Source organism: Streptomyces sp. NPDC013455, assembly GCF_040632975.1.
Classification (GTDB): domain Bacteria; phylum Actinomycetota; class Actinomycetes; order Streptomycetales; family Streptomycetaceae; genus Streptomyces.
Map to the genome: position 1 here is coordinate 1 of NZ_JBEYCX010000015.1, position 24,143 is coordinate 24,143.

The 24,143-nt window shown below is 72.4% G+C and carries 25 protein-coding genes and 2 pseudogenes; 15 read left to right on the forward strand and 12 right to left on the reverse strand.

What is annotated here, in order from left to right:
- Positions 1 to 451: 451 nt before the first annotated feature.
- A complete protein-coding gene (locus tag ABZ576_RS23170; protein ID WP_360743893.1) occupies positions 452 to 658 on the reverse strand; it encodes a cold-shock protein in 207 nt (68 codons plus the stop codon).
- Between the two features lie 528 nt (positions 659 to 1,186).
- On the opposite strand from ABZ576_RS23170, the gene ABZ576_RS23175 reads away from it, so the two are divergent.
- Complete coding sequence (locus ABZ576_RS23175; RefSeq protein WP_360743896.1) at positions 1,187 to 1,675, forward strand: GNAT family N-acetyltransferase; 489 nt, start codon at positions 1,187 to 1,189, stop codon at positions 1,673 to 1,675.
- A gap of 77 nt (positions 1,676 to 1,752) precedes the next feature.
- On the opposite strand, the gene ABZ576_RS23180 is transcribed toward ABZ576_RS23175, so the two are convergent.
- The 5 genes from ABZ576_RS23180 to ABZ576_RS23200 all read right to left on the reverse strand — a co-directional run bounded on the left by ABZ576_RS23180 (position 1,753) and on the right by ABZ576_RS23200 (position 5,069).
- On the reverse strand, positions 1,753 to 2,934 hold the full coding sequence (locus tag ABZ576_RS23180) for a GTP-binding protein (RefSeq protein WP_360743899.1): 1,182 nt from the start codon (positions 2,932 to 2,934) through the stop codon (positions 1,753 to 1,755).
- Positions 2,935 to 2,939: 5 nt separating this feature from the next.
- Complete coding sequence (gene rpmF, locus ABZ576_RS23185) at positions 2,940 to 3,110, reverse strand: 50S ribosomal protein L32 (RefSeq protein ID WP_360743902.1); 171 nt, start codon at positions 3,108 to 3,110, stop codon at positions 2,940 to 2,942.
- A 246-nt stretch (positions 3,111 to 3,356) separates the two neighbouring features.
- Entirely contained in the window at positions 3,357 to 4,022 is a 666-nt protein-coding gene (locus ABZ576_RS23190) for a DUF3618 domain-containing protein (RefSeq protein ID WP_360743905.1), read from the reverse strand.
- Positions 3,998 to 4,414, reverse strand: a complete 417-nt coding sequence (locus ABZ576_RS23195) for a phage holin family protein (RefSeq protein WP_360743908.1) — start codon at positions 4,412 to 4,414, stop codon at positions 3,998 to 4,000. The genes ABZ576_RS23190 and ABZ576_RS23195 overlap by 25 nt, the downstream gene beginning before the upstream one ends.
- Before the next feature lies 1 nt (position 4,415).
- Complete coding sequence (locus ABZ576_RS23200) at positions 4,416 to 5,069, reverse strand: hypothetical protein (RefSeq protein ID WP_360743911.1); 654 nt, start codon at positions 5,067 to 5,069, stop codon at positions 4,416 to 4,418.
- 381 nt (positions 5,070 to 5,450) lie between these two features.
- Between ABZ576_RS23200 and ABZ576_RS23205 the strand changes: the two genes are divergently transcribed.
- Positions 5,451 to 5,720 (forward strand): hypothetical protein, encoded by a 270-nt coding sequence (locus tag ABZ576_RS23205; RefSeq protein ID WP_360743914.1) that lies wholly within the window; start codon positions 5,451 to 5,453, stop codon positions 5,718 to 5,720.
- 28 nt (positions 5,721 to 5,748) lie between these two features.
- Entirely contained in the window at positions 5,749 to 6,111 is a 363-nt protein-coding gene (locus ABZ576_RS23210; RefSeq protein WP_360743917.1) for a hypothetical protein, read from the forward strand.
- Between the two features lie 96 nt (positions 6,112 to 6,207).
- On the opposite strand, the gene ABZ576_RS23215 is transcribed toward ABZ576_RS23210, so the two are convergent.
- Positions 6,208 to 6,378, reverse strand: coding sequence for a hypothetical protein (locus tag ABZ576_RS23215; protein ID WP_360743920.1), 171 nt, complete (start codon positions 6,376 to 6,378; stop codon positions 6,208 to 6,210).
- Positions 6,379 to 6,578: 200 nt separating this feature from the next.
- Positions 6,579 to 7,052 (reverse strand): annotated as a pseudogene (locus ABZ576_RS23220) (Gfo/Idh/MocA family oxidoreductase); the annotation flags it as partial.
- On the opposite strand from ABZ576_RS23220, the gene ABZ576_RS23225 reads away from it, so the two are divergent.
- From ABZ576_RS23225 to ABZ576_RS23255, 7 genes and pseudogenes are all read left to right on the forward strand, one after another.
- Positions 7,045 to 7,422, forward strand: a complete 378-nt coding sequence (locus tag ABZ576_RS23225; RefSeq protein WP_360743923.1) for a hypothetical protein — start codon at positions 7,045 to 7,047, stop codon at positions 7,420 to 7,422. The pseudogene ABZ576_RS23220 and the gene ABZ576_RS23225 sit on opposite strands and share 8 nt — an antisense overlap.
- A 289-nt stretch (positions 7,423 to 7,711) precedes the next feature.
- The gene (locus ABZ576_RS23230) at positions 7,712 to 7,879 is read left to right on the forward strand and encodes a transposase (RefSeq protein ID WP_360743926.1); all 168 of its coding nucleotides are present in this window, start codon (positions 7,712 to 7,714) and stop codon (positions 7,877 to 7,879) included.
- Positions 7,880 to 8,003: 124 nt separating this feature from the next.
- Positions 8,004 to 9,398 (forward strand): 4-carboxymuconolactone decarboxylase, encoded by a 1,395-nt coding sequence (gene pcaC, locus ABZ576_RS23235; RefSeq protein WP_360743929.1) that lies wholly within the window; start codon positions 8,004 to 8,006, stop codon positions 9,396 to 9,398.
- A 38-nt stretch (positions 9,399 to 9,436) separates the two neighbouring features.
- Entirely contained in the window at positions 9,437 to 10,072 is a 636-nt protein-coding gene (locus ABZ576_RS23240) for an MBL fold metallo-hydrolase (protein WP_360743932.1), read from the forward strand.
- Positions 10,073 to 10,107: 35 nt separating this feature from the next.
- Positions 10,108 to 10,887: an exodeoxyribonuclease III gene (locus ABZ576_RS23245; protein WP_360743935.1), complete on the forward strand. Its 780-nt coding sequence runs from the start codon at positions 10,108 to 10,110 to the stop codon at positions 10,885 to 10,887.
- Positions 10,888 to 10,902: 15 nt separating this feature from the next.
- The gene (locus ABZ576_RS23250) at positions 10,903 to 11,322 is read left to right on the forward strand and encodes a DUF6278 family protein (protein ID WP_360743938.1); all 420 of its coding nucleotides are present in this window, start codon (positions 10,903 to 10,905) and stop codon (positions 11,320 to 11,322) included.
- A gap of 116 nt (positions 11,323 to 11,438) precedes the next feature.
- A pseudogene (locus tag ABZ576_RS23255) lies at positions 11,439 to 11,661 on the forward strand (amino acid ABC transporter permease); the annotation flags it as partial.
- A gap of 79 nt (positions 11,662 to 11,740) precedes the next feature.
- Here the strand turns inward: ABZ576_RS23255 and ABZ576_RS23260 are convergent.
- On the reverse strand, positions 11,741 to 13,360 hold the full coding sequence (locus ABZ576_RS23260; protein WP_360743941.1) for a CocE/NonD family hydrolase: 1,620 nt from the start codon (positions 13,358 to 13,360) through the stop codon (positions 11,741 to 11,743).
- 108 nt (positions 13,361 to 13,468) lie between these two features.
- Positions 13,469 to 14,215, reverse strand: a complete 747-nt coding sequence (locus ABZ576_RS23265) for a hypothetical protein (RefSeq protein WP_360743944.1) — start codon at positions 14,213 to 14,215, stop codon at positions 13,469 to 13,471.
- A gap of 108 nt (positions 14,216 to 14,323) precedes the next feature.
- Here ABZ576_RS23265 and ggt point away from each other — a divergent pair, with 108 nt between their 5' ends.
- Complete coding sequence (ggt, locus tag ABZ576_RS23270; RefSeq protein ID WP_360743947.1) at positions 14,324 to 16,126, forward strand: gamma-glutamyltransferase; 1,803 nt, start codon at positions 14,324 to 14,326, stop codon at positions 16,124 to 16,126.
- Between the two features lie 119 nt (positions 16,127 to 16,245).
- Here the strand turns inward: ggt and ABZ576_RS23275 are convergent, their stop codons facing one another.
- Together ABZ576_RS23275 and map are read right to left on the reverse strand one after the other, a co-directional pair.
- Positions 16,246 to 18,783, reverse strand: coding sequence for an ATP-dependent Clp protease ATP-binding subunit (locus ABZ576_RS23275; RefSeq protein ID WP_360743950.1), 2,538 nt, complete (start codon positions 18,781 to 18,783; stop codon positions 16,246 to 16,248).
- Positions 18,784 to 18,944: 161 nt separating this feature from the next.
- Positions 18,945 to 19,721 (reverse strand): type I methionyl aminopeptidase, encoded by a 777-nt coding sequence (map, locus tag ABZ576_RS23280; protein WP_360743953.1) that lies wholly within the window; start codon positions 19,719 to 19,721, stop codon positions 18,945 to 18,947.
- 53 nt (positions 19,722 to 19,774) lie between these two features.
- On the opposite strand from map, the gene ABZ576_RS23285 reads away from it, so the two are divergent.
- The 4 genes from ABZ576_RS23285 (at position 19,775) to ABZ576_RS23300 (ending at position 24,104) form a co-directional block, all read left to right on the forward strand.
- Complete coding sequence (locus tag ABZ576_RS23285) at positions 19,775 to 20,026, forward strand: helix-turn-helix transcriptional regulator (protein WP_360743956.1); 252 nt, start codon at positions 19,775 to 19,777, stop codon at positions 20,024 to 20,026.
- Positions 20,027 to 20,170: 144 nt separating this feature from the next.
- Positions 20,171 to 21,766: a hypothetical protein gene (locus ABZ576_RS23290; protein WP_360743959.1), complete on the forward strand. Its 1,596-nt coding sequence runs from the start codon at positions 20,171 to 20,173 to the stop codon at positions 21,764 to 21,766.
- A gap of 206 nt (positions 21,767 to 21,972) precedes the next feature.
- On the forward strand, positions 21,973 to 22,815 hold the full coding sequence (locus tag ABZ576_RS23295) for a nitrilase-related carbon-nitrogen hydrolase (protein WP_360743961.1): 843 nt from the start codon (positions 21,973 to 21,975) through the stop codon (positions 22,813 to 22,815).
- Positions 22,812 to 24,104, forward strand: coding sequence for an aspartate aminotransferase family protein (locus ABZ576_RS23300; RefSeq protein WP_360743964.1), 1,293 nt, complete (start codon positions 22,812 to 22,814; stop codon positions 24,102 to 24,104). Before ABZ576_RS23295 ends, ABZ576_RS23300 begins: the two co-directional genes overlap by 4 nt.
- Positions 24,105 to 24,143 lie beyond the last annotated feature (39 nt).

Here is a 24,143-nt window from a genome sequence, read left to right on the forward strand (position 1 = left end):
TCCACCGCGGGCAGCGGCTCGGTCAGGGTGACCGGCGGCGCGAACTCCTGCCGCCGCGCGGCGGGGCGTGCGCCCTGGACAGGCTTTCGCCCGGTACGGGGACCCTGGCGGCCCGTCCCCTGCGTACGGAAGCGGCTGCCGGAAGCGGTGCCGGTGTGACGGGGGCTGCGGTTCATGGAAGAACCTTCCTCGATGCGGCGTATCGAGGAATTCCGTCCAGCGGTGATGGCCGCACGAGATTCGCAAGAATGAGCCGAAGAAAAAAGAGCCGGGCCTCATGGCACTGGGGCGGGGGCTACCGGCTGTCCGGGAAATCCGGGAAAACGAGAAAACGGGAAAACGGGAAAACGGGAAAACGGGAAAAGAAATGAGCTGGGGCCCGTACCCCAAGAGCACGGGCCCCAGCCACATGATGCGCGAGCCGCTGGCTCGCGACGATGTCGCGTCAGCGTCAGGCGGCGACGATGTTCTCGGCCTGCGGGCCCTTCTGGCCCTGCGTGACGTCGAAGCTGACCTGCTGGCCCTCCTGAAGCTCGCGGAAGCCACCGTTGCTGATGATGTTCGAGTAGTGGGCGAACACGTCGGCGCCGCCGCCCTCCTGCTCGATGAAGCCGAAGCCCTTTTCCGCGTTGAACCACTTCACGGTGCCAGATGCCATATTGAATCTCCCTTGAGGGGCAGTGCCGGTCTCCGCACCCTGCGGAGCCGAGTCGCCGCGATGATCACCCCTCCGGAAGGATCCGGAAAGCTCTGCAAAGAAAAAATCTCTGGCAACCACTGCAACTGCTATCACGTTAACACAGGTCGGACGGAAACGGTGAAGCGTTTTCGGGGGCGTCCGGTAATTGTCCTCCCGCGCCGGGGGGTAATTCTGTAGTGGCGGGACCAGGTATGTGCGCCGTACTCGTCCGGCTCCCGACGTATTTTCCGGTCGGGCACAGGGCGTCGTCGAGCTGGTCCGCGGAAGCGATGGCGCGGCACGCGGCCTCGATGGGCACGGAGATGTGGGCTCGCCGTGACAGATTTCCCGTGCCCGCGCGCCGCGCGCCGGACGCGGAGCTGCCGGTCGGCTGCGCGATGGAACCTCGCCCGGTGCCTGCAGCGGCGACTGCTCGCCGACCGCGCTCGGCGCACGAACCGGCCGACCGCCGCACGAAGGCGCTCCCCGGTGCGAAATACTCTCCCGATGAGTTCACGCACCTCCCCGGTCAGCCAGCCGATCACGATACGGAGGGCCGTCGCGCGGGATGCCAGACGGCTCACGCGGCTCGTGCGTGGCTCGGGCGCCTATGAGGGCAAGTACGCATCCGCGGTCGCGGGCTACCGGGTCGGTCCTGATTACATCGAGGCCCACCGCGCCTTCGTGGCCGTCGGTTCCGACGAGCACGCAGGCCGGGTCCTCGGGTTCTACTCGCTCGTCCTCGCTCCGCCGGAGCTCGACCTGCTGTTCGTCGCCGACGAGGTGCAGGGGCGGGGCATTGGACGGCTGCTCGTGGCGCACATGCAGTCCGAGGCCCGTGCCGCCGGGCTCGACCGTCTCAAGGTCGTGGCGCATCTTCCCGCCGCGGACTTCTACCACCGCGTCGGCGCGGTGCGGACCGGGACCGCGTTGGCCAACCCGCCCGCCGTGCCGTGGGACCGTCCGGTCTTCGAGTTCCGCATTCTTCCGGAATGACGCGGTGAGCCGGTTCGCGGGGCACGCGACCGGGCCGGGTGGTGCCGTGGCTGCGACCACCGCCCGGCCCGGAGTCTTCAGGGCCCGGCTACGAGTGCGGGGTGCTCGTGCTCGCAGGTGTCGTCGATGCCGTAGGTGTCCCAGGCGGGGAACGGGTCGACGGGCGGCAGGATCTCGCCGTCCGCCACGAGGCAGTCGGTCAGCGCGGCTCCGAGCGCGTCCGCGCGCAGGTCCGTGCCGATGAATACCAGTTCCTGCGCATGGGGACTCTCGGTGTCACGGGCGGCGGAGGGCTCGAAGCGGGCCACGGAGCCGGCCTGTGACCACAGGCCGGTCACGTACGGGCGGCTCGCCAGGGTGAAGAAGCCCTTGGACCGCAGGACCCGTCCGTAGGCTCCGCCGTCGAGGTCTTCGGTCACGAACGTCCACAACCGGCCCGGGTGGAAGGGGATTCCGGAGCGGAACACGGTCGACGAGATCCCGTACTCCTCCGTCTCGGGCACATGGTCGCCGTTGAGTTCCCTGACCCAGCCGGGGGCCTGCTGGGAGCGTTCCAGGTCGAACAGCCGGGTTCCCAGCACGTCGTCGACCTTCACGCGGCCGTGGACGGCCGGGACGATCCGGGCGGCCGGATTGAGGCGGCTGAGCGTCGCGCGGAGCCCGTCGGCGGCCTCCGTGCCGACGAGGTCGAGCTTGTTGAGCACGATCACGTCGGCGAACTCGATCTGGTCCACCAGCAGGTCGCTGACGGTGCGTTCGTCGTCCTCGTACTGTTCCAGGCCGCGCTCGACGAGTTCGTCCCCGCTTTCCAGCTCGGTGAGGAAGTGCGCGGCGTCGACGACGGTCACCATGGTGTCCAGCCGGGCGAGGTCGTCCAGCGTCGCTCCGTCGTCGCGGGCGAAGGCGAAGGTGGCGGCCACCGGCATGGGTTCGGAGATGCCGGACGACTCGATGAGGAGGTAGTCGAAGCGGCCCTCCCGGGCCAGCCGGTCGACCTCCTCCAGAAGGTCGTCGCGCAGGGTGCAGCAGATGCAGCCGTTGGTCATCTCGACCAGCCGCTCCTCGGTGCGCGACAGGGCGGCCTCGCCGCCGCGCACCAGGGCGGCGTCGACGTTGATCTCGCTCATGTCGTTGACGATGACGGCGACGCGCAGGCCCTCGCGGTTGCCCAGGACATGGTTGAGGAGGGTGGTCTTGCCGGCGCCGAGGAAGCCGGACAGGACGGTGACCGGCAGCCGGCCGGGACGGTCGTACGCCATGACGCTCAGCCTTCGGGGCGCAGCAGCCCGCGCTCGTACGCCTTGGCCAGCCGCTGCGGCACCAGGTAGGGGACGCCGTCGATGGTGACGGGCGCGAGCTGCGGCGTCGTGGCCTTCCACTGGGCGCGGCGGTGACGGGTGTTGCTGCGGGACATCTTCCGCTTGGGCACGGCCACGGGGAGCCTCCAGGGGTGGGTCGGGCGAGTCGATGAACGAGGAGAGACGCTACATGAAAATGGTATCCATTGCCATTTTGGTGAGCGGCTCGGCCCCGGACCTCATCGGCTGCTCGGCCGGGGTGCCCCCTGGTGTGACGCCGCCGAGTTCGCAGGGTGCAGCGCATGGTCAGGCGTGGTTTCCCTGGCCGTCCGCGGCCAGGGCCGGCCTCCCCGGCTTCGTCTCCGGGGAGGCTGATCAGGGGCTTACCGCTGTTGGCTTGAGTCGGTGACGTGCCGAGCGGAGTCCCGGGCCTGGTCGGTTACGGTGCCGGCCTGACCGCGGGCTTCGTCCTGGGTGGCGCGGGCGGCTTGGCCGGCGGCGTCCTTCACTTCTTCCGCCGCGCTCTGTGCTGCCTCCCGGGCGCCTTCCTTGACATGCTGCGCGGACTCGAGCGCGGCCTGCTTCACCGGTTCGAGGGCTTCCTGGCCCTGTTCGAGCAGACCGGAGGCGGCCTGCTGTTCGCTTTGCGAGGTCGGCAGCAGGGAGGATGCCAGCACGCCGGTGCCGAAGGCGATCAGGCCGGCGGCCAGCGGATGCCCCTGTGTCTGCCGCATGGCCTGTTCGGGTGCCTGCCTGACCGTCTCACCGGCCTGCTGGGCCGTGTCGCGGGCGGTGCCGGCGGCCTGTCCGGCGCCTTCCTGCAGGGACCCTGCTGCCGACTGGGCGCTGCCGGCGAGGCTGTGCGCGGTGTCGGAGGCGGAGCCCATGATCCGCTGCCGGAGGCCGGTGACCCCGCCTCGCACCCGGTCGGTGCGGCGGCGGACCATGTGGCGGGGGCTGGCGCGGTCGGCCAGCCGGTTCACATCGTCGGACAGGCGGTTGCGGGTGGCGTCTATTTCCGCCCTCATCTGGTCGGGTGACGTGCCCATCGCGTGTTCTCCTTCATCGTTTCGACGGTTCGCTCGGGTGTGGGGGAGACGGCACGCATCCGCGTGCGGCCCTGCGCGTACAGCACGCCTGCCACCACGGCCCACACGGCGGCGACGATCAGTGCGGCCCAGCCGCCGTCCAGCACGTTGGCCAGGCCCAGGACGGCGGCCAGGGATGCGAACAGCAGGACCATGTAGCCGGCGAACCCGGCGCCGCCGTACATGCCGGCCGCCTTGCCGGCCTTCGTCGCTTCCTGCCTCACCTCGGTCTTGGCCAGCTCGACCTCCTGCCGGAAGAGGGTCTGGACGTCGGAGGTCACCCGCGACAGCAGCTCGCCCACGGAACCGTCGGCGCCGTGGGGGTCGCCCTGGTTCGGCCGGATCGAGGACACCTCACACCCCCGGATGCGGAGGCGCCGGCATGCCGCCGGGAGCCGGGCCGGTGGGCGGCACGGGCGGTGGGACCGATGACGCAGCCGGCGGTGGTGCCACCGGCTGTGGTGGCGTCCACTGGCCGGCACCCGGCAGGGGAGTCGGCATATCGGGCTCGACCGAGTACTGCGGCTGCGCCGCTTGCGCCGACGGCTCCTGCCCGCCGTCGCCGGACTGCGCGGCCTTGCCCGCCACCTTCCCCAGACGCCCCACGGCGAGCCCGGCCAGCAGCGCTCCGCCCAGGAACAGTCCGGGGCGCCGACGGGCGAAGCTCTGCAGGTCGCCGACGATGCCTTCGGCACCCTGCTTGTCCACGTAGTCCGCGGCCCGGTGCCCGCGGTCGGCCACCTGGGCAACGACGCTGCGGGCGGGCGAGTCGCCCGGAGCCTGCTCCGCGAGCTCGGACAGATCGTGTGCCCACTGGCGCAGCACTCCGGCGGCCCGCCGGATCTGTCCCTCGGCTTCGTCCATGGCGCGGCTGCGCACATCCTGAACGACCGAACCGGCCTGCTGCCGTACCTCTCCCGCGACTTCCTTCGCCTGCTGCGCGGCCGTGGCCGCTACCTGCCCGGCGGCCTGCTTCGTCTGACCGGCCGTCGCGGACGCCTCGGCCATGGCCGTCTCCCCGGTCTGCTGCAGCCTTCCGCCCCCGTTGTGCATGGCCTCACTCATCAGCAACCTCCTGTGCGCGGCGGCCCCACATGTGTCATGGGACCCTGCCGTTCCCGAGTGACTGCTGAGACGTCATTCACACCTATTTGCGAATATTGTCTGATTCGGTCGCGAGGGAAGGCGACGCCGGCACGCCGGCCATGCTCAGCCGCCCACGAGGGAGACTGCTACGACCGGCTGAGGCGGATTGCTCCGCATTCCGGTCAGCGGGGTCACCGGAACGGGATCAGCCGGGCCGTTCATGGCGGGCTTGGCCGACTCGGACATTCCGGGAAACCACCGCGGTACCCGTGGCGATGGGAGACCGACCCGAGGAGGGAAACGGTGCCGCAGACTGACGACGAACTGCTCGCCTTCGACACCGACGGCCTGGAGGATTGGGACGAGCAGCGTGCGCGGGCCGCTCTCGGCGGAAGGAACGGCGCCTTGTACCGCAACCACCTGCGCATCGCACTGCATCTCGACTCCTGGGCGGAGGCCGAGGGCCGCCGGACCGATGTGGACGAGCACTACAAAGCCGGATACAGGCAGGCTCTGCAGGACATGGCCGCGTTCCTCAGGCAGACCTACTACCTCCCCCGCGGCCCGGATTGAAGCCCGCAAGCGAAGAAGGGTGCAGATCGTGGGCACCGGACGCGCCATCAGGCTGGTGCGCACCGCCCGAGGTGCTGCCGTCGGCCGCGCGGTCGAGCCCGTGGCAGCCGAGATCGTCCGGGATCGGACAGCGCTGCTGGACATCATGCGGGATCTCGACGTTCCGTTCGCCGCCACACGGTGTGCGCGGGCTGGGCGGGCGAAAAGCCGGGACGGCGAAGTCACCTGGTACGCCGCTTACCGCTGGGCACCGTACTCGATCTCGAAGCCCTGCGGGAAAGGCGGCCACGGCTGCCAGACCCTGCGGCGGCTCAGCGCCACCGGCGAGCGCCTGGACCGTTCCCAGCTCGACACCCTGCTCGATCGAGCCCGGCCCGGTGGACATCGGTGACTGCGGACCAGGTGCGGTACGCGCCCTCGATGGCCGCCGGTTCGACCGGCTGGTAGTCGGCCTTGGAAACGGGCGCTGGCTGCTTCTCCGTGGGTGTCAGCCGCGGCCCTCCTCGAATTCCGCTCGTTCCTTCAGAGCCTCGTCGGTGGCGTCGCCGGACGTGCCGGGTTCCGGGCGTCCTTCCCCCTCCGGGTGGACGTCCCGCTCGTCCGTCTCCCGCTCCAAAGGCGACGCGGACTCGCGCTTTTCTCCTCCGGAACTGTTCATGGCTGCCTCCCTCAGGGGCTGGGGCGTTCCGGGTTCCCCCGACCATGGCCTGAAACGGGACCTGGCGCGGCTGAGCCGAAGCTCGCGCGTTCGTTCGCCGACACGTCTGCCGGGAGTCAGGAGGGCTGACGGACGCGCCATGGGACACAGGGCGTGGTGAGCCCGATCCGTACCTGCCTGACGCCTTCCGAGAAATGCACCACGAAGCCGCGGCGGGTGCAGTCGGCGATCAGCTGCTCGCACATGAGCTTCTGTGTTCCGTAGCTCGACCGCGGGCTGGGGAGGGTGGACTCGTCGACGACCGCATTCGGCGGCTGGTCGGGGTGTTGGCCGTAGCCGGCGAGGCTGCTGGAGAACACCACCCTGGGTGCCGGCCTGCCGGCGGTGTGCCGTCCGCGGGCGGCATCGAGCAGGGCGCGGGTCGTGTCGAGGTTGGCGTGCATGCCGAGATCGAAATCCGCCTCACACTCGGCGGAGACCGCGGCCGCGAGATGAATGAACCGCTCGAACATGTCCACGAACACGTGCTTGTCGCTGCGCGCGGCGGCCTCGGCGACCCGCTTCGCGTCCTCCATGCCGGCGGCCAGTGGCAGCTCGACCAGCACATGCTTGCCCGCTTGAAGGGCACGCAGCACGAACTCGGCGTGCAGGGCAATCGGCAGGCAGATGTCCACAAGGTCGAACGAGTCGTCCTCGAACGCGGCGTCCGTGTCGGTGGAGGAGGGCGAAACCGCACTGGCCGGCCACCTCGGCGGTCTTACGAGAATCGCGGCCGAACATCACCACCTCCCCGTCCCCACGGGCGGCGTACACGGCAGCGTGCGCCTGCCGCGCCGGCAGACCGGCCGCCGCCGGCACCACGCCGACGGCGTCGAGCCGGGCGGCGCGCTTAGCCTCGACTCGCTGACCCACCACGGCACAGGCGAGGAGCCCGGCGATGCCCAGGCGGATGTCGACCAGGAGGACCGGCCGCCGGCCCCGGCCCATCACGTCGCCACCGTCGTGGGGCAGCGCAGCTGCGCGGACCAGCCGGATCGATGGTGATGAGCGGGGCCGTGCGTGGGACATGCCCTTCACGCTAGGAGCCCTTTAGGACAGTGTGTCCTCAGAGAAGGGCGATCTCCGGATCTCGGGGCGAGCTTTCACGTGGCCGGCCGGCGGGGTGGTCGCCGTGCTCGCACGTATCGGGAGCACGCCTGGCCTGACCGGCCCGTGTCCCGCCGGTCAGGCCAGGTGAGGGCCGCGCACCCCCGCAAGCTGTCCTCGCGGGAGCTGGAAGGGAACCAGCCCGGGTTTCGGCGCCGCTGAACACCGGGGCGTCCTTCGCCGCCTTATGGGGAGTCAGCCCTTCGAGGATGCGTCGGGCCGGCGGAGCACGCGCCGGCCCGACTGCGGCGGCGACCGGCGGGCGAATGCGGCCCTGCACCGCATCGTGTTCACCCGGCTGCGCCACGACCCGCGTGCTCAGGCGTACCGCGAACGCCGCACCCAGGGAGCATGACCCGGCGCGACATCATCCGATGCCTCGAACGGTGTGCCGCCCGCGAGGTCTTCAACCTGGTCAGACCCGTTTCCCGCGCCCCCGCGTTATTGAGGCGCCCGTGATACGTGAGAAGGTCTGACGCGTGAGTGAGACACCGTCGAACACCCTGCAATACCGCTTTGACGGACCGGAAGGGGCTCCCGTCCTGGTCCTGGGACCCTCGCTGGGTACCACCTGGCACATGTGGGACCGCCAGGTGCCGGAGCTGGCCAAGCAGTGGCGGGTCTACCGCTTCGACCTGCCCGGCCACGGCGGCGCACCCGCCCACCCCGCCGTGTCGGTCGCCGAGCTGACCACGCGTCTGCTGGCCACCCTGGACGCGCTCGGCGTGCAGCGGTTCGGCTACGCGGGCTGCGCGCTGGGCGGCGCCATCGGCATCGAGCTGGCCCTGCGCCGCCCCGAGCGGCTCGCCTCGCTCGCCGTGGTCGCGGCCTCCCCCCGGTTCGGCACCGCCGACGAGTTCCGCCAGCGCGGAGTGGTCGTCCGCACCAACGGGCTGGAGCCGATCGCCCGGACCGCGCCCGACCGCTGGTTCACCGGCGGGTTCGCCGCCGCGCAGCCCGCGATCACCGAGTGGGCGGTGCAGATGGTCCGCACCACCGACCCGGGCTGCTACATCGCCGCCTGCGAAGCCCTCGCCGCGTTCGACGTACGGTCCGAGCTGGGCCGGGTCGGCGTACCCACGCTGGTGCTGGTCGGCTCGGACGACCAGGTCACCGGCCCGGCCGAGGCCCGCACCCTGGTCGCCGGCATCCCGGACGCCCGGCTCGCGGTCGTCCCCGGAGCCTCCCACCTGGTGCCGGTCGAGCAGCCGGCCGCCGTGACCGACCTGCTCGTGCACCACTTCTCCACCGCCTGGCAGCAGCCCTTCGACACGGGCCAGACGGTTCTGCCGAACGCCCAGGCCGTCCCGGCAGCGGCCGCGCCGCCGCAGGCCGTGCCGGGCCAGGCGGTGCCCCCGCAGGCGGTGCCCCCGCAGGCGGTGCCCCCGCAGGCGGTGCCGCCCCAGGCCGTGCCCGGCCAGCCGGTGCCCCCGCAGGCCGCGCCGGTCGCCGAGATCGCCCCGGCGGCCGCACCCGCCGAGCCCGCCGGGCCGACCGACCGGTACGAGGCGGGGCTGAAGATCCGCCGCGAGGTCCTCGGCGACGCGCACGTGGACCGGGCGCTGGCGCAGGCCGACGCGTTCTCCGGGGACTTCCAGGAGTTCCTCACCCGCTACACCTGGGGCGAGATCTGGAACCGGCCCGGCCTGGACCGCCGTACCCGCAGCTGCATCACGCTGACCGCGCTGGTGGTGGGCGGCCACCCGGAGGAGCTGGCGTTGCACACCCGGGCGGCCCTGCGCAACGGGCTGACCCCGGACGAGATCAAGGAAGTGCTGCTCCAGGCGGCCGTCTACTGCGGACTCCCGGCCGCAGGCAGCGCGTTCCGGGTGGCCCAGCAGGTCATCCGGGAGGAGACCACACCCGCGGAGTAGTGCCGCGCGGGCGGCCGTGCGCGGCAGGATGGGGAGCCATGAAGCTCACGAAGAAGTCCCACGCCTGTGTCCGGCTCGACAAGGAGGGGCGGACGCTCGTCATCGACCCGGGCGGGTTCTCCGAGGAGGACGCGGCGGTCGGCGCGGACGCGATCCTGGTCACGCACGAGCACCCCGACCACTTCGACGAGGGCCGGCTGCGGGCCGCGCTGGAGGCCGACCCGGCCGCCGAGATCTGGACCCTGAAGGCGGTCGCCGACCGGATCGCGGCGGCCTTCCCGGGCCGCGTGCACACCGTCGGCCACGGCGACACCTTCACCGCCGCCGGTTTCGAGGTGCAGGTCCACGGCGAGCTGCACGCGGTGATCCACCCGGACATCCCGCGCGTCACCAACGTCGGCTACCTGGTCGACGGCGGGAAGGTCTTCCACCCCGGCGACGCCCTCACCGTCCCGGACCACGCGGTGGAGACGCTGCTGGTCCCGGTGATGGCACCCTGGAACAAGATCGCCGAGGTGATCGAGTACGTCCGCGAGGTGAAGCCGCGGCGCGCGTACGACGTCCACGACGCCCTGCTCACGGACCTCGCCCGCCCCATCTACGACGGCCACCTCGGCCGTCTGGGCGGCACCGACCACCAGCGGCTGGTGCCGGGGGCGTCGGCGGACGTCTGAGCCCGCTGTCACAGGCTCCGGGTAGGTTGTGAGGCATGCGCATCGCTACCTGGAACGTGAACTCGATCACCGCCCGCCTTCCCCGGCTGCTGGCCTGGCTGGAGAGCAGCGGCACCGACGTGCTCTGCCTCCAGGAGGCCAAGATCGCCGAGGAGCAGTTCCCGTTCGACCAGCTGCGCGAGCTGGGTTACGAGGCGGCGGTCCACGCGACCGGCCGGTGGAACGGCGTGGCGGTGCTCTCCCGTGTCGGCCTGGAGGACGTCGTCAAGGGCCTGCCCGGCGACCCCGGCTACGACGGCGTGACCGAGCCGCGCGCCATCTCGGCGACCTGCGGCCCGGTCCGCGTCTGGTCGGTGTACGTGCCGAACGGCCGCGAGGTCGACCACCCGCACTACGCGTACAAGCTCCAGTGGTTCGAGGCCCTGAAGGCGGCCGTGCAGGGCGACGCGCAGGGCAACCGCCCGTTCGCCGTGCTGGGCGACTACAACGTCGCGCCGACGGACGACGACGTCTTCGACCCGGCCGCGTTCGCGGGCTCCACCCACGTCACCCCGGCCGAGCGCACCGCCCTGGCCGAGCTGCGCGCGGCGGGCCTGAACGACGTCGTGCCGCGCCCGCTGAAGTACGACCGCCCCTTCACCTACTGGGACTACCGCCAGCTCTGCTTCCCGAAGAACCGGGGCATGCGCATCGACCTGGTGTACGGCAACGCGCCGTTCGCCGAGGCCGTCAAAGACGCCTACGTCGACCGCGAGGAACGCAAGGGCAAGGGTGCCTCCGACCACGCGCCGGTGGTGGTCGACCTGGACGTGTGATGCCACGCTGGGTCCATGCACCTTCCGTTCCTGGGCCCCCGGCACAAGAAGAACGGTGACCCGGCGCCTCCCGCCGACCCCGAGGCGGTCGCCGCGCTGCTGTCCGAGTGCGAGCTGCTCCGCTCGCAGGCGGCCCGCGCCGGGGTCCGCCTCGACGACACCCCGGCCTCCCTGGAGGCCCTGGACCAGATGGTGCCGCGCTGGCGGGACGACGCCGAGACGCTGCCCTGGCTGGGCCACGACGCCGGGCTGTACCTGGGCACGGTCGTGGTGCGCACCGTGCCCGGCGCCGTCTGGCAGATCCGCTCCGACGGCGAGCCCGTCGTACGGCTCGCCTCCGGCCGGGTGGCCGAGGTGGTGCCGGCCGGGCAGGAGTGGGCCGTGAGCGGCGTCCCCGAGCTGTCCCAGCTGTACGCGGAGATCGCCGAGGACTGACCGGCCGCCCTGCCGGGCCCCACCCGCGTGACATGGATACGACCATCGCCCGAAGGGTGCGTGGCGTCCGTCAACTACCCTGCAACACACAGAGGTTGCGGCACCACGACCCGACTTTCCCTCTCACCCGCGAGGAGTTGCCCCATGCCGGGAAACCTCTCGCCGCCGACCTCGACTACGATTTGCCGTTCATCCCCGTGGTGATGGTGATCTCGCCGATCCGCACCGGGATGTGGCTGCTCTCGTGGTGCGCCGGCCGGGTGTCCCGCCGTGAGCAGCGCAGCCCCAGGGCCGGCCGTGGCGGTCGCCACGGCCGGCCCTGGGGCGCTGCTGCCAGGTGGGGAGCCCCCCATGGCCCCGAGAGCTCGAGGGGGGCGGCAGTTGACACGGGCCATGCTCGTCCGGCGGCAGCCGGAGATCACTCCTCGCCGAGTGGGACGGACACGTACGACGGGTCGTCCCCGGGCGAAGAGAAGGTCAGCTGCGCGCCGGACGGGTTGTGCTCGGCGTAGAGCGGGTCGACCGTGTCGACCACCAGCGCGAGGCGGTGCCCGGCGGGCACGTCGTAGGCCGTGGAGAACAGGTCCAGGTCGACGTCGAACGGTTCGCCGGGCGTCCGTCCGTGCCAGGTGTAGGGCGCGTGGGTGACCAGCTTGCCGATGCCGAGCGGCCCGACGTCGTACAGGTGGGCGATGAGGGTGCCGCTCTCGTCGGTCGGGGTGAGCGTGGTGTGCAGGGTCGTGGTGCCGCGCACCCGCTGGGCGCTGCCGTACCGCTCCGACTGCCACACCGCCGCCCAGCGGCGCGGCAGCAGCGGCATCGAGGCGAGCGGCGGCAACTGCGCGACCTGGTCCAGGATGCTGGAGAGGAAGACGATCCCGCCGTCCGCGCCGGAGTCGACGTTGGCGTGGATGGTGGCCGAACCGGCGAGCGCGATCTTCTTGCGGGTCGCGGTGACCGACTTCCAGTCCGGGTAGCCCTCGTATCCCCCCGCGCCACGGGACTTCAGCCGGACCGGCTGCTCCGCGTCGACGCCGTTGTCGGCGCCCTTGAGGTAGTGGTCGAACCAGCGTCCGGTGTCCGTCCACACGTCGTTGGGCAGCCCGAACAGGCCGGTCAGCTCCGGGGTCGCGTGGTCGCCGGGGCGCAGCTGGAGCCGCTTGGGGACGGTCAGCTTCTCGTAGAAGGAGGCGTACTGGTTGGCCGGGAAGACGGTGTCCCCCCAGGCGTTGGCGAGCATGACGGCGGGGTTGTTCCGGTTCAGCTGGTCGACATAGGTGGCGGCGGAACGCTTCCGCCCCCAGTCGATCATCTGCTGCTCCGTGGTCAGGTCCGAGGCGTAGAGGTTGTCGAAGATCTCGCGCAGCTCGGGGCTCTCGCGGCCGGTGAGCGTGGCCGCGCCGTCCAGCACGGCCGCCGCCTGCAGGTGCTGGGTGCGGCCGGAGTAGATCGAGTCGATCAGGTCGGCCCAGCCGCTGAGCGCGGCCACGGCCTTGACGCGTTTGTCGTGGGCGGCGGTGAGCAGGCTGATCCCGGCGCCGTACGACACCCCCGCCATGCCGATGTGCCGTGGGTCGGCCGGGGTGTGGGCGAGGGCCCAGTCGATGACCTTGGAGGCGTCCGCTATGTCGGGCGGACCGGCCACTTCTATCCGGCCGCCGGACTGCCAGAAGCCGCGTACGTTGTAGGCGAGCACCACGTAGCCGGAGTCGGCGAGCTTCTGCGCCTGGGCCAGGTACTCCACCTGGGGCAGGCCCCAGCTCGTGGGCAGCACGATGAGCGGGTAGTCGTGCGAGCCGTCGGCGCCCGCGGGCGTGAGGACGTTGGCCTTCAGTACGGTGCCGCCGTCGCCGGCGATGTCCACGAAGCGGATGGCCGGGGCGGCCTCGGCCGCCGGTGCCAGGCCGACGACGGTTCCCGCGACCAGCGCCGCCGACACGGCCCCCGCGGCCGCGGTGCGCAGGGCGGTGCGACCGCGGCCGCCCGCCGCCCGCGACCACCCCGTCCGGTGGCGCTTCACGACGCCCTCTTGAAGCATGGGTCACTCCCTCACTCGTGTCAGTGCAAAGTGACCCGACGGTAACCTCGTGGGCTTACCGTAAGTAACCCGTCGGTAAGTTACATACCGATAAAGGTTGTTGACCTGTCACTCGGTGACGGCGGCGGGCTCCGGCAGCGGCGTCCGCGCCGCCCGCGTCACATCCGCGACCAGCTCCACCACATCGGGCCCGTACGCCTGCGAGTTGACCACCTTCAGCAGCAGGACGAAGGAACCGGTGCCGTACTTGCGGGCCAACCGCTCGTGCTCGCGGGCCAGATAGCGGGTCGCCGCCTGGTTGGTGATGGCGCGCTGACCGCAGAAGAGGAACACCGGACGGGTGTCGTGCCTGCCGCCCGCGGTGAGCCGGGCGAGCAGCACGTACTCGCTCCGGCCGCCGTCCATGCGGTAGTCCTCCCCGCCGATCCGGAAGGCCCCGGCTGCCGGATCGTCCGGCGCGGCCGCCACGTTGACGCGCACACCCGGCAGCAAGGAGGAGAGATGGGCCTCCATCCGGCGATTGGACACGGGGCCGCCGAGGCAGAACTCCGTGCGCTCGCCGAAACCCTGCCGGGCGGCGTCGTGAGCCACCACCTGAGCGTGCGCGTTGCAGTCCTTGATGAGGGCGGACAACTCCAGCAGGGCGAACACGTCGTGCCGCATCACCGACAGCTCCGGTCCGCCCGCGTTCCGGTTGACCACCAGCAGCGACTCCGAGTGGTCCGGCAGCCCGAAGAACGCCTGCCTGCGCCGCAGCCGGCGCTTCCACAGGTACGTCCGGGACAGCCAGCCCAACGCGGCCGAGACGGCGGCCGCTATGACCCCCAGGACGATGTTGCGCACGTCGTCGTTCATGGCCGCGCATGGTAGCGGGCCCGGGCGACGGGCTCGGGCCCCAGGCGTACTGTCGGTAGTACCCGCCCCGCGGTTACGCTGCGCGGGCTGTCCCGACGGGAGGTACGGATGGGTCGTCCTGGTACACGGAAACTGTCGGTCCTGGCGGTCTCGGCCGCCGTGGTGTCGGTGGGGGCCGCGGCGCCACCCGCCACGACAACGGACAAGACGCCCGGCAAGGTTCCCGTGGCCGTCGGCTACGGCGGCGCCGTCGCCAGCGTCGACGCGGACGCCTCCGCCGCCGGCATCGAGGTGCTGCAGCACGGCGGCAACGCCGTCGACGCGGCCGTCGCCACCGCCGCCGCGCTCGGCGTCACCGAGCCCTACTCCGCCGGCATCGGCGGGGGCGGCTACTTCGTCTACTACGACGCCCGGACCCGTACGGTCCACACGATCGACGGCCGCGAGACCGCGCCGCTCAGCGCCGGCGAGGACCTGTTCACGGAGAACGGCAAGCCGCTGGCCTTCGCCGACGCCGTCAGCAGCGGCCTGGGCGTCGGCACGCCGGGTACGCCCGCCACCTGGCAGAAGGCGCTGGACGAGTGGGGCAGCAAGAAGCTCGGCACGGTCCTGAAGCCCGCCGAGCGGATCGCCCGCGACGGCTTCACCGTGGACGACACCTTCCGCGCGCAGACCGCGGCCAACGAGACCCGCTTCCGCTACTTCCCGGACACCGTCGAGCTGTTCCTGCCGGGCGGCGAGCTGCCCGTCGTCGGCTCCACGTTCAAGAACCCCGAACTGGCCCGCACCTACCGGGAGCTGGGCCGCGAGGGCGTCGGCGCGGTCTACCGCGGCGACATCGGCGACGACATCGTCGAGACGGTCGAACACCCGCCGGTGGACCCCGCGTCCGGCTGGAACGCCCGTCCCGGCAAGCTGGCCGAGAAGGACCTCGCCGTCTACCGGGCCAAGCTCCAGGCCCCCACCAGGACCTCGTACCGCGGTCTGGACGTGTACTCCGTCGCGCCGTCCTCCTCGGGCGGCACGACGGTCGGCGAGGCCCTCAACATCCTGGAGAACACGGACCTGTCCAAGGCCGGCCAGGCGCAGTACCTGCACCGCTTCATCGAGGCGAGCCGGATCGCCTTCGCCGACCGGGGCCGCTGGGTCGGCGACCCCGCCTTCGAGGACGTACCGGCCAAGCAGCTGCTGTCCCAGCGGTACGCCGACTCGCGGGCCTGCCTGATCAAGGACGACGCGGTGCTCGGCAGCCCGCTGGCGCCCGGCGACCCGCGCCACCCGGCGGCCTGCGGCCAGGGCGGTACGGCGGCCCCCACGACCTACGAGGGCGAGAACACCACCCACCTCACCGTGGCCGACAAGTGGGGCAACGTCGTCGCCTACACGCTCACCATCGAGCAGACCGGCGGCAGCGGCATCACCGTGCCCGGCCGGGGCTTCCTGCTCAACAACGAGCTGACCGACTTCTCCTTCGCCCCCGCCAACCCGGCCGTGCACGACCCGAACCTGCCGGGTCCGGGCAAGCGTCCGCGCTCCTCGATCTCGCCGACGATCGTCCTGGACCGGCACGGCCGGCCCGTGGTCGCCGTCGGTTCACCCGGTGGCGCGACCATCATCACCACCGTGCTGCAGACGCTCACCGGGTTCCTGGACCGGAAACTGCCGCTGGTCGACGCCATCGCCGCACCGCGCGCCAGCCAGCGCAACGCGGCCCAGACCGAACTCGAACCGGCTCTGTACAACGGCGAGCTGAGGGCGCGGCTGGAGGCACTGGGGCACAGCTTCAAGCAGAACCCGGAGATCGGGGCGGCGACCGGCGTGCAGCGGCTGCCGGGCGGGAAGTGGCTGGCCGCCGCCGAGAAGACACGGCGCGGCGGCGGCTCGGCGATGGTGGTGAACCCGGCGCCGTGACGACCGCGGCTCACGCGGCTCGGGTGCGTGCGGCCGGGTTCCCGTGAGGGAGTCCGGCCGCCCGCCCGTTTCACGACTGCGGGCCCGTGAAAGAAGGGGGATCCGGTCGCCCGCCGGTCTCACAGCTCCGGTGCGGGTGGCCGGGTTTCCGCGGGGCGGAAGTCCAGCCGCCCGTCCGTGACGTCCACCGTGACCCGGCCGCCCTCGGCGACCGTGCCGTTCAGCAGCAGCCGGGAGAGCTGGTTGTCCACCTCGCGCTGGATGGTGCGGCGCAGCGGCCGGGCGCCGTACTCCGGCTGGTAGCCGCGCTGGGCGAGCCAGTCGACGGCGGCGCTCGTGAACTCCACCGCGACGCCCTGCCCGTCCAGCAGCCGCCGGGTGTTCTCCAGCAACAGGTCGGTGATCCGGCGCAGCTGCTCGCTCGTCAGCTGGCGGAAGACCACGATCTCGTCGATGCGGTTGAGGAACTCCGGCCGGAAGTGTTCGCGCAGCGGCCTGAGGATCCGCTCGCGCCGCGCCTCCTCGTCGGCCTCCGCGCCCCCCGGGCCGAACCCGATCCCGGCGCCGCCCCGGGTGATCGCCTCGGAGCCCAGGTTGCTCGTCATCACGATGACCGTGTTGGTGAAGTCCACCGTCCGGCCCTGGGAGTCGGTGAGCCGGCCGTCGTCCAGTACCTGGAGCAGGATGTTGAAGACGTCCGGGTGCGCCTTCTCGACCTCGTCCAGCAGGAGCAGCGAGTACGGGTGCCTGCGCACCACCTCGGTGAGCTGCCCGGCCTCCTCGTGGCCGACGTACCCGGGCGGGGCGCCCACCAGGCGGGAGACGGTGTGCCGCTCCTGGTACTCGCTCATGTCGAGCCGGACCATCCGGTCCTCGCTGCTGAACAGTGCCTCCGCGAGCGCCCGGGCCAGCTCGGTCTTGCCGACGCCGGTCGGGCCGAGGAAGAGGAAGCTGCCGATCGGCCGGTCGGGGCTCGCCAGCCCGGCCCGGGACCGCAGGACCGCCTCGGACACCACGGCGACCGCCTCCTCCTGGCCGACCACCCGCTGGTGCAGGTGTTCCTCCAGGCCGAGCAGCCGTTCCTTCTCCTCCTGGGTCAGCCGGCTGACCGGGATGCCGGTCTGCCGCGACACCACCTCGGCGATGGCCTCGGCCGTCACCTCCAGCTGCCCCTCGTCGGCCTTGTCGTCGTCACTGGCCCGGGCGATCCGCTCCTTCAGTTCGCCGATCCGGTCGCGCAGCTCCTTGGCCTTGTCGTAGTCCTCGTCCGCGACCGCCTGGTCCTTGTCCCGGACCAGTTGCTCGACCTCGCGTTCCATCGCGCGCACGTCCGTGCCCTTGGTCCGGGCACCGAGCCGGACCCGCGCGCCGGCCTGGTCGATCAGGTCGATCGCCTTGTCCGGCAGCCGCCGGTCGGTGAGGTACCGGTCCGACAGCTCGACGGCGGCGACCAGCGCCTCGTCGGTGTACTGGACCTGGTGGTGGGCTTCGTACCGGTCGCGCAGCCCGCGCAGGATCTCGATCGTGTCCCCGATGGTCGGCTCCGGTACCAGGATCGGCTGGAAACGGCGGGCCAGCGCCGCGTCCTTCTCGATGCGGCGGTACTCCTCCAGGGTGGTCGCGCCCACGATGTGCAGCTCGCCCCGGGCGAGGGCGGGCTTGAGGATGTTCCCGGCGTCCATCGCGCCGCCCTCGCCACCCGAGCCCGCGCCGACGACGGTGTGCAGCTCGTCGATGAACACGATCAGCCGGTCGGAGTGGGCGCGGATCTCCTCGACGATGTTGTTCAGGCGCTCCTCGAAGTCACCGCGGTAGCGGGTGCCGGCCACCACCCCGGTGAGGTCCAGGGACACGACCCTGCGGCCCGCCAGGACGTCCGGCACGTCCCCGTCCGCGATGCGCTGGGCGAGCCCCTCCACGATGGCCGTCTTGCCGACCCCCGCGTCCCCGATGAGCACCGGGTTGTTCTTGCCGCGCCGGGACAGCACCTCGATGGTCTGCTCGATCTCCGTTTCCCGGCCGATGACCGGGTCGATCCGGCCCTGCCGGGCCAGGTCGGTCAGGTCACGGCCGTACTTGTCCAGGGTCGGGGTACCGGTGGGCCGCTGCCGCTCCGGGCGGGGCTGAGTGGTCTCCGGCGCCTCGGGCGGCAGCGCGCCCGCCGAGAAGCGGGCCGCGTGCAGGATGTGCCCGGCGGCCGAGTCCGGATTCGCGGCCAGCGCGCTGAGCACGTGCTCCGGCCCGATGTACCCGGCGCCGCTGGCCCGGGCCATGTCGTGCGCGTCCAGCAGGGCCCGCTTGACGGCGGGGGTCAGCGACAGCGAGGTCGGCGGCGGTGCCTCGCCCGGCGGATGCTGGACCGGGCCCGCCCGGTCGTCGATCTCCGTCGCGAGTGAGTCCGGGTCCGCGCCCGCCCGGCTCAGCAGGCTCCGGGTGGGCTCCGTCGACACGGCCGCGCGCAGCAGGTGCTGGGTGTCCAGGTCGCGGCTGCCGTGCTCGGCGGCGTACTGGGCGGCTCCTCTGACCAGCTCCCGGGCCGGCTGGCTGAGCAGGCGGCCGATGTCGATGTGGCGGCGTCCCTGTGCTCCGCCGACGGTTCCGCCGAAGAAGCGGGCCAGGAATTCACCGAAGGGGTCAGGAGGGTAGCCGTTGGTCATGGCGTTCCGTTCCTTCGCTGGCGACATGCGGAGCGGCCGGGTAACCCGGGTGCGGGTTGTCCATGCCCACGATGACACGAGCTTGTGCGAAGGGCATGTGCAGGAACGCCCATGTGAAGGGGTGCTTGCGCAGGTCGCGCGGGTGCGGGCGGGGTGGGCCCTCAGGGGGTGTCGCGCGCCGTGAGGATGCGGGGGCCGTGCTCCGTGACCGCCACGGTGTGCTCCGCGTGGGCCGCCCGGGAGCCGTCGCTCGTGCGCAGGGTCCAGCCGTCGGCCGCCGTGTGGTAGGCGTCCCCGCCGCCGGCGGTCAGCATGGGCTCGATGGCGAGGACCATGCCGGGGCGCAGCGGGAGGCCGCGGCCGGGACGGCCCTCGTTGGGCACCTCGGGGTCCTCGTGCATACGGCGGCCCACGCCGTGGCCGCCGAAGCCCTGCGGGATGCCGTAGCCGGCCTCGCGGCAGACCCGGCCGACGGCGTGGGCGATGTCGCCGATGCGGTTGCCGGCCACGGCCGCGCCGATGCCCGCCGCCAGCGCCCGCTCGGCGGTCTCGACCAGCCGGAGGTCCGCCGGTCGGGGGCGCCCCACCACGAAGCTGATCGCCGAGTCGCCGGCCCAGCCGTCCAGCACCGCGCCGCAGTCGACGGAGAGCAGGTCGCCGTCGCGCAGGCGGTACCGGGTGGGGACGCCGTGCACGATCGCGTCGTTCACCGACGTGCAGATCACCGCCGGGAAGGGAGTCGGGGCGAAGGAGGGCCGGTAGCCGAGGAACGGCGAGGACGCGCCCGCCGCGCGCAGCACCTTCCGGGCCACCTCGTCCAGCTCCAGCAGGGAGACGCCGACGCGGGCGGCCTCCCGTACGGCCGTCAGGGCCCGGCCCACGACGCGGCCGGCCGCGTGCATCGCGTCGATGGACGTTTCCGTCTTCAGTTCCACCATGCCAATTACTATACCGGCTATTAATTGGAGTGCGGGGCGGGCAGAATGGGGGCATGGTGCGAACCCCCCTCACCCCCGAAGAGCGCGAACGCGGCGAGCGGCTCGGCCGGCTGCTGCGCGAGGCGCGCGGCGGCCGGAGCATGACCGAGGTCGCCGCGGCGGCGGGCGTCTCGGCCGAGACGCTCCGCAAGATCGAGACGGGGCGGGCGCCCACGCCCGCGTTCTTCACCGTGGCCGCGCTGGCGGGCACCCTCGGCCTGTCGCTGGACGACCTCGTCGCCCGGTGCGCCCTGGTGGCCGCCTGAGACGTGCCGCGGGTGGAGCGCGCACCGGCCCGGACCCCGCGATGAGCCGTCCGCGCACTGCCGGAAAACTCTCCGTAGCAGGCCCGTAACACAGCTGGTGTTGCCTACCGGACACAGGGCTGGCGGTCGGGTGGGAGCTGGACGATGGCGGTGGAACAACTCCCCGTGCGGATGCGGGAGTTCGCGAGCTACCTGGACGGCCTCCTGGCGCGCCTCGATCCGCGTGGCGGCTGGAGCGGGGTCTTCTGGCAGCGGGACCCCGAGGGGATGCGGGCCTGCCTGGACGGCCGCGAGGTGCCCCCGTGGGACGTCGTGGAGGCGCTGCTGCGGGACCTGGGCGCGGCGTACGGGCCCGCCGCCGCGGCGGCCGAGCGGGACAGGGCCCGCGCCCTGCACACCGCCGCGCTCACCGCGTACGACGCCCGGCCCGGCGCCCGGGACGCCCTGGTCGACCGGCTCGACGTCATGCTCCGCGAGCGCCGGTACGCGGCGGAACGGCAGGCCGGACTGAGTCGCCTGCTGTCCGCGCCGGCCACCGGGGAGGAGGCCGAGGCCCTCCGTCTCGACCTCGCCTGGGCCCGGGACGACCACGACCGCGCCACCGCCCGCTGCGCCGAACTCCGCACACGCATCGCCGAGTTGGACCGCAGAGCGGCGACCGGAGGCCGGGCTGCCCCCGGCGCGGAGGGCGCGCACACCCACGGGCCCGCCGGCGTGGGGGGCGGCGGGGACGTGCGCACGGAGGGGGAGCGGGGCGGGGGCGCCGGGTACGGCGAGGTGGAGCGGGGCGAGGGTGCCGGGTACGGGGAGCGGGCCGAGGGTGTCGGGTACGGCGCGGGGGAGCGGGCCGAGGGTGCCGGGTACGGGGAGCGGGCCGAGGGTGTCGGGTACGGCGCGGGGGAGCGGGGTGGGCGTGTCGGGTACGGCCAGGGGGGTGCCGGGGCGGGGGCCGGTGGCGGGGTGCGGGCCGGGGTGAGCGGCTCCGGTGGGCCGGGTGCCAAGGCCCGCAGGCGTCGCCGGGGCAGTGCGCGGTTCGCCGGGATGGCGGAGGACGAGGGTGCCGCCCCGGTCGTCGTACCGCGTGAGCCCCCGCCGCCCGCCGCCGTGGACGGGCGCCGCGCGCCGCGCGGGGCCCGGTTCGCCGGTGCCGGGGAGGCCGGTGAACCGGTGACGCCGGCCGGGGCGGCCGTGCAGGCCGCCGCCGTGGACGAGGACGCCGGCGCGGCGGTCGGGGAAGCCGTCTCGCGGCTGGCCCGGCTGCGGGCCGAAGGGCGCAGCGGGGAGGCGCACGTGCTGCTGGTCGAGGCGACGCGGTGGCCGCCCGGCCGGCTGCCGCTGCTCGCGGACGCGCTGCACCGGGCCGGCCTGGCGGCCGACTGGGCCACGCTGCTGTGGGAGGCCGCGGCGCTGCCCGCCGAACGGCTGGTCGCCGCCGCCGACGCGCTCGCCGCGGCCGGCCGGGAGGGCGACGGCCGGCAGATGCTGCGGCAGGGCGTGGCCCGGCCCGCCGACCAGATCGGGGCGGCCGTGCTGCGACTGGACGGCGAGGGGCGGCACCGGGAGGTGCGGGCCCTGCTGGGCGCCTACGTGCGCGTCCGCGTCCCCGAGGAGGCCGCCCGGTGTGCCGCCGCCGGACCCGGGCGCCTGGTGCCCCTGCTGCTGGAAGCGGCGCGCGGCGTCTCCGACGAACGGCACTGGGACCTCGTGCACGCCCTGCGCGTCGCCGGGTACACCATGTGACCGCCGGCGGCCCGCAGTGTCCCGGTGTGCCCCGGTCCGTTCCCCCGGCCGGCGCTCCGGCTCACCCACAGGAGTGTGAAACGCCATCGACTCAGCGGGTTGCCGACGATGGTCTTGGCAAGGGCCTCGCGGAGGCTTACCTTCGACCCTCTACAGCCTTGCTCTACGGGCGTAGAGGCTCTGACGTCGTGTCGAAGGAGCAGCTCATGGCCAACGTCGTCCGCGCCGCTCTGGTCCAGGCCACCTGGACCGGCGACACCGAGACCATGGTGGCGAAACACGAGGAGCACGCCCGGGAGGCGGCCCGCCGGGGCGCACGGATCATCGGATTCCAGGAAGTCTTCAACGCGCCCTACTTCTGCCAGGTCCAGGAGCCGGAGCACTACCGCTGGGCCGAGCCGGTGCCCGACGGGCCCACCGTCCGCCGGATGCGGGACCTCGCGCGCGAGACCGGCATGGTGATCGTCGTACCGGTATTCGAGGTCGAGCGGTCCGGTTTCTACTACAACACCGCGGCGGTGATCGACGCCGACGGCACTTGCCTCGGCAAGTACCGCAAGCACCACATCCCGCAGGTCAAGGGCTTCTGGGAGAAGTACTACTTCAAGCCGGGCAACCTGGGCTGGCCCGTCTTCGACACGGCCGTCGGCAAGGTCGGCGTCTACATCTGCTACGACCGGCACTTCCCCGAGGGCTGGCGTCAACTCGGGCTCAACGGCGCCCAGCTGGTCTACAACCCGTCGGCCACCCACCGGGGGCTGTCCGCCTACCTGTGGCAGCTGGAGCAGCCCGCCGCGGCCGTCGCCAACGAGTACTTCGTCGCCGCCATCAACCGGGTCGGCCAGGAGGAGTACGGCGACAACGACTTCTACGGGACGTCGTACTTCGTGGACCCCCGCGGGCGGTTCGTGGGCGAGCCGGCCAGTGACACGACCGAGGAACTCCTCGTCCGCGACCTGGACTTCGACCTCATCGAGGAAGTGCGGCAGCAGTGGGCCTTCTACCGCGACCGCCGCCCCGACGCCTACGAAGGGCTGGTGCAGCCGTGAACGACCTGTACTCCCGCCACCGCCGGGTCATGCCCGACTGGCTCGCCCTGTACTACGACGACCCGATCGAGATCACCCACGGCGACGGACGCCACGTCTGGGACGCCGCCGGCCGCAGGTACCTCGACTTCTTCGGCGGCATCCTGACGACCATGACCGCGCACGCGCTGCCCGAGGTGACCAAGGCGGTCAGCGAGCAGGCCGGCCGGATCATCCACTCCTCCACCCTCTACCTCAACCGGCCGATGGTGGAACTCGCCGAACGCATCGCACGGTTGAGCGCCATCCCGGACGCCCGGGTGTTCTTCACCACCTCCGGGACCGAGGCCAACGACACCGCCCTGCTGCTCGCCACCACCCACCGGCGCAGCAACACCGTCCTGGCCATGCGCAACAGCTACCACGGCCGGTCCTTCAGCACGGTCGGCGTCACCGGCAACCGCGGCTGGTCCCCGACCTCGCTCTCGCCGCTCCAGACCCTGTACGTCCACGGCGCCGTGCGCACCCGCGGGCCCTACGCCGGCCTCGACGACCGCGCCTTCATCGACGCCTGTGTCGCCGACCTGGAGGACATCCTCGGCCACACCCGGCCGCCCGCCGCGCTGATCGCCGAACCCGTCCAGGGCGTCGGCGGGTTCACCTCCCCGCCCGACGGACTGTACGCGGCCTTCCGCGAGGTGCTGAACGCGCACGGGATCCTGTGGATCGCGGACGAGGTGCAGACCGGCTGGGGCCGCACCGGCGAGCACTTCTGGGGCTGGCAGGCGCACGCCCGCAGCGGCCCGCCCGACATCGTCACCTTCGCCAAGGGCATCGGCAACGGCATGTCCATCGGCGGGGTCATCGCCCGCGCCGAGATCATGAACTGCCTGGACGCCAACAGCATCTCGACCTTCGGCGGCACCCAGCTCACCATGGCCGCGGGCCTCGCCAACCTCACCTACCTCCTCGAACACGACCTCCAGGGCAACGCCCGTCGCGTCGGCGGGCTGCTCATCGAGCGGCTGCGGGCGGTCGCCGCCCAGTTGCCCGGGGTCCGCGAGGTCCGCGGCCGCGGACTGATGATCGGTGTCGAGCTGGTGAAGTCGGGCACGGACGAGGCCGACCCGCGGGCCGCCGCCACCGTGCTGGAGGCGGCACGGGAGGGCGGGCTGCTCATCGGCAAGGGCGGCGGGCACGCCACCAGCGTCCTGCGGATCGCCCCGCCGCTGTCGCTCACCGTCGCCGAGGCCGAGGAGGGCGCGGCAATCCTCGAACGCGCGCTGCGGAGCACCTGCGGCAACGCCTGAGCCACCCACGGCACGCCGTCGGGGAGTACGGACGAGAGA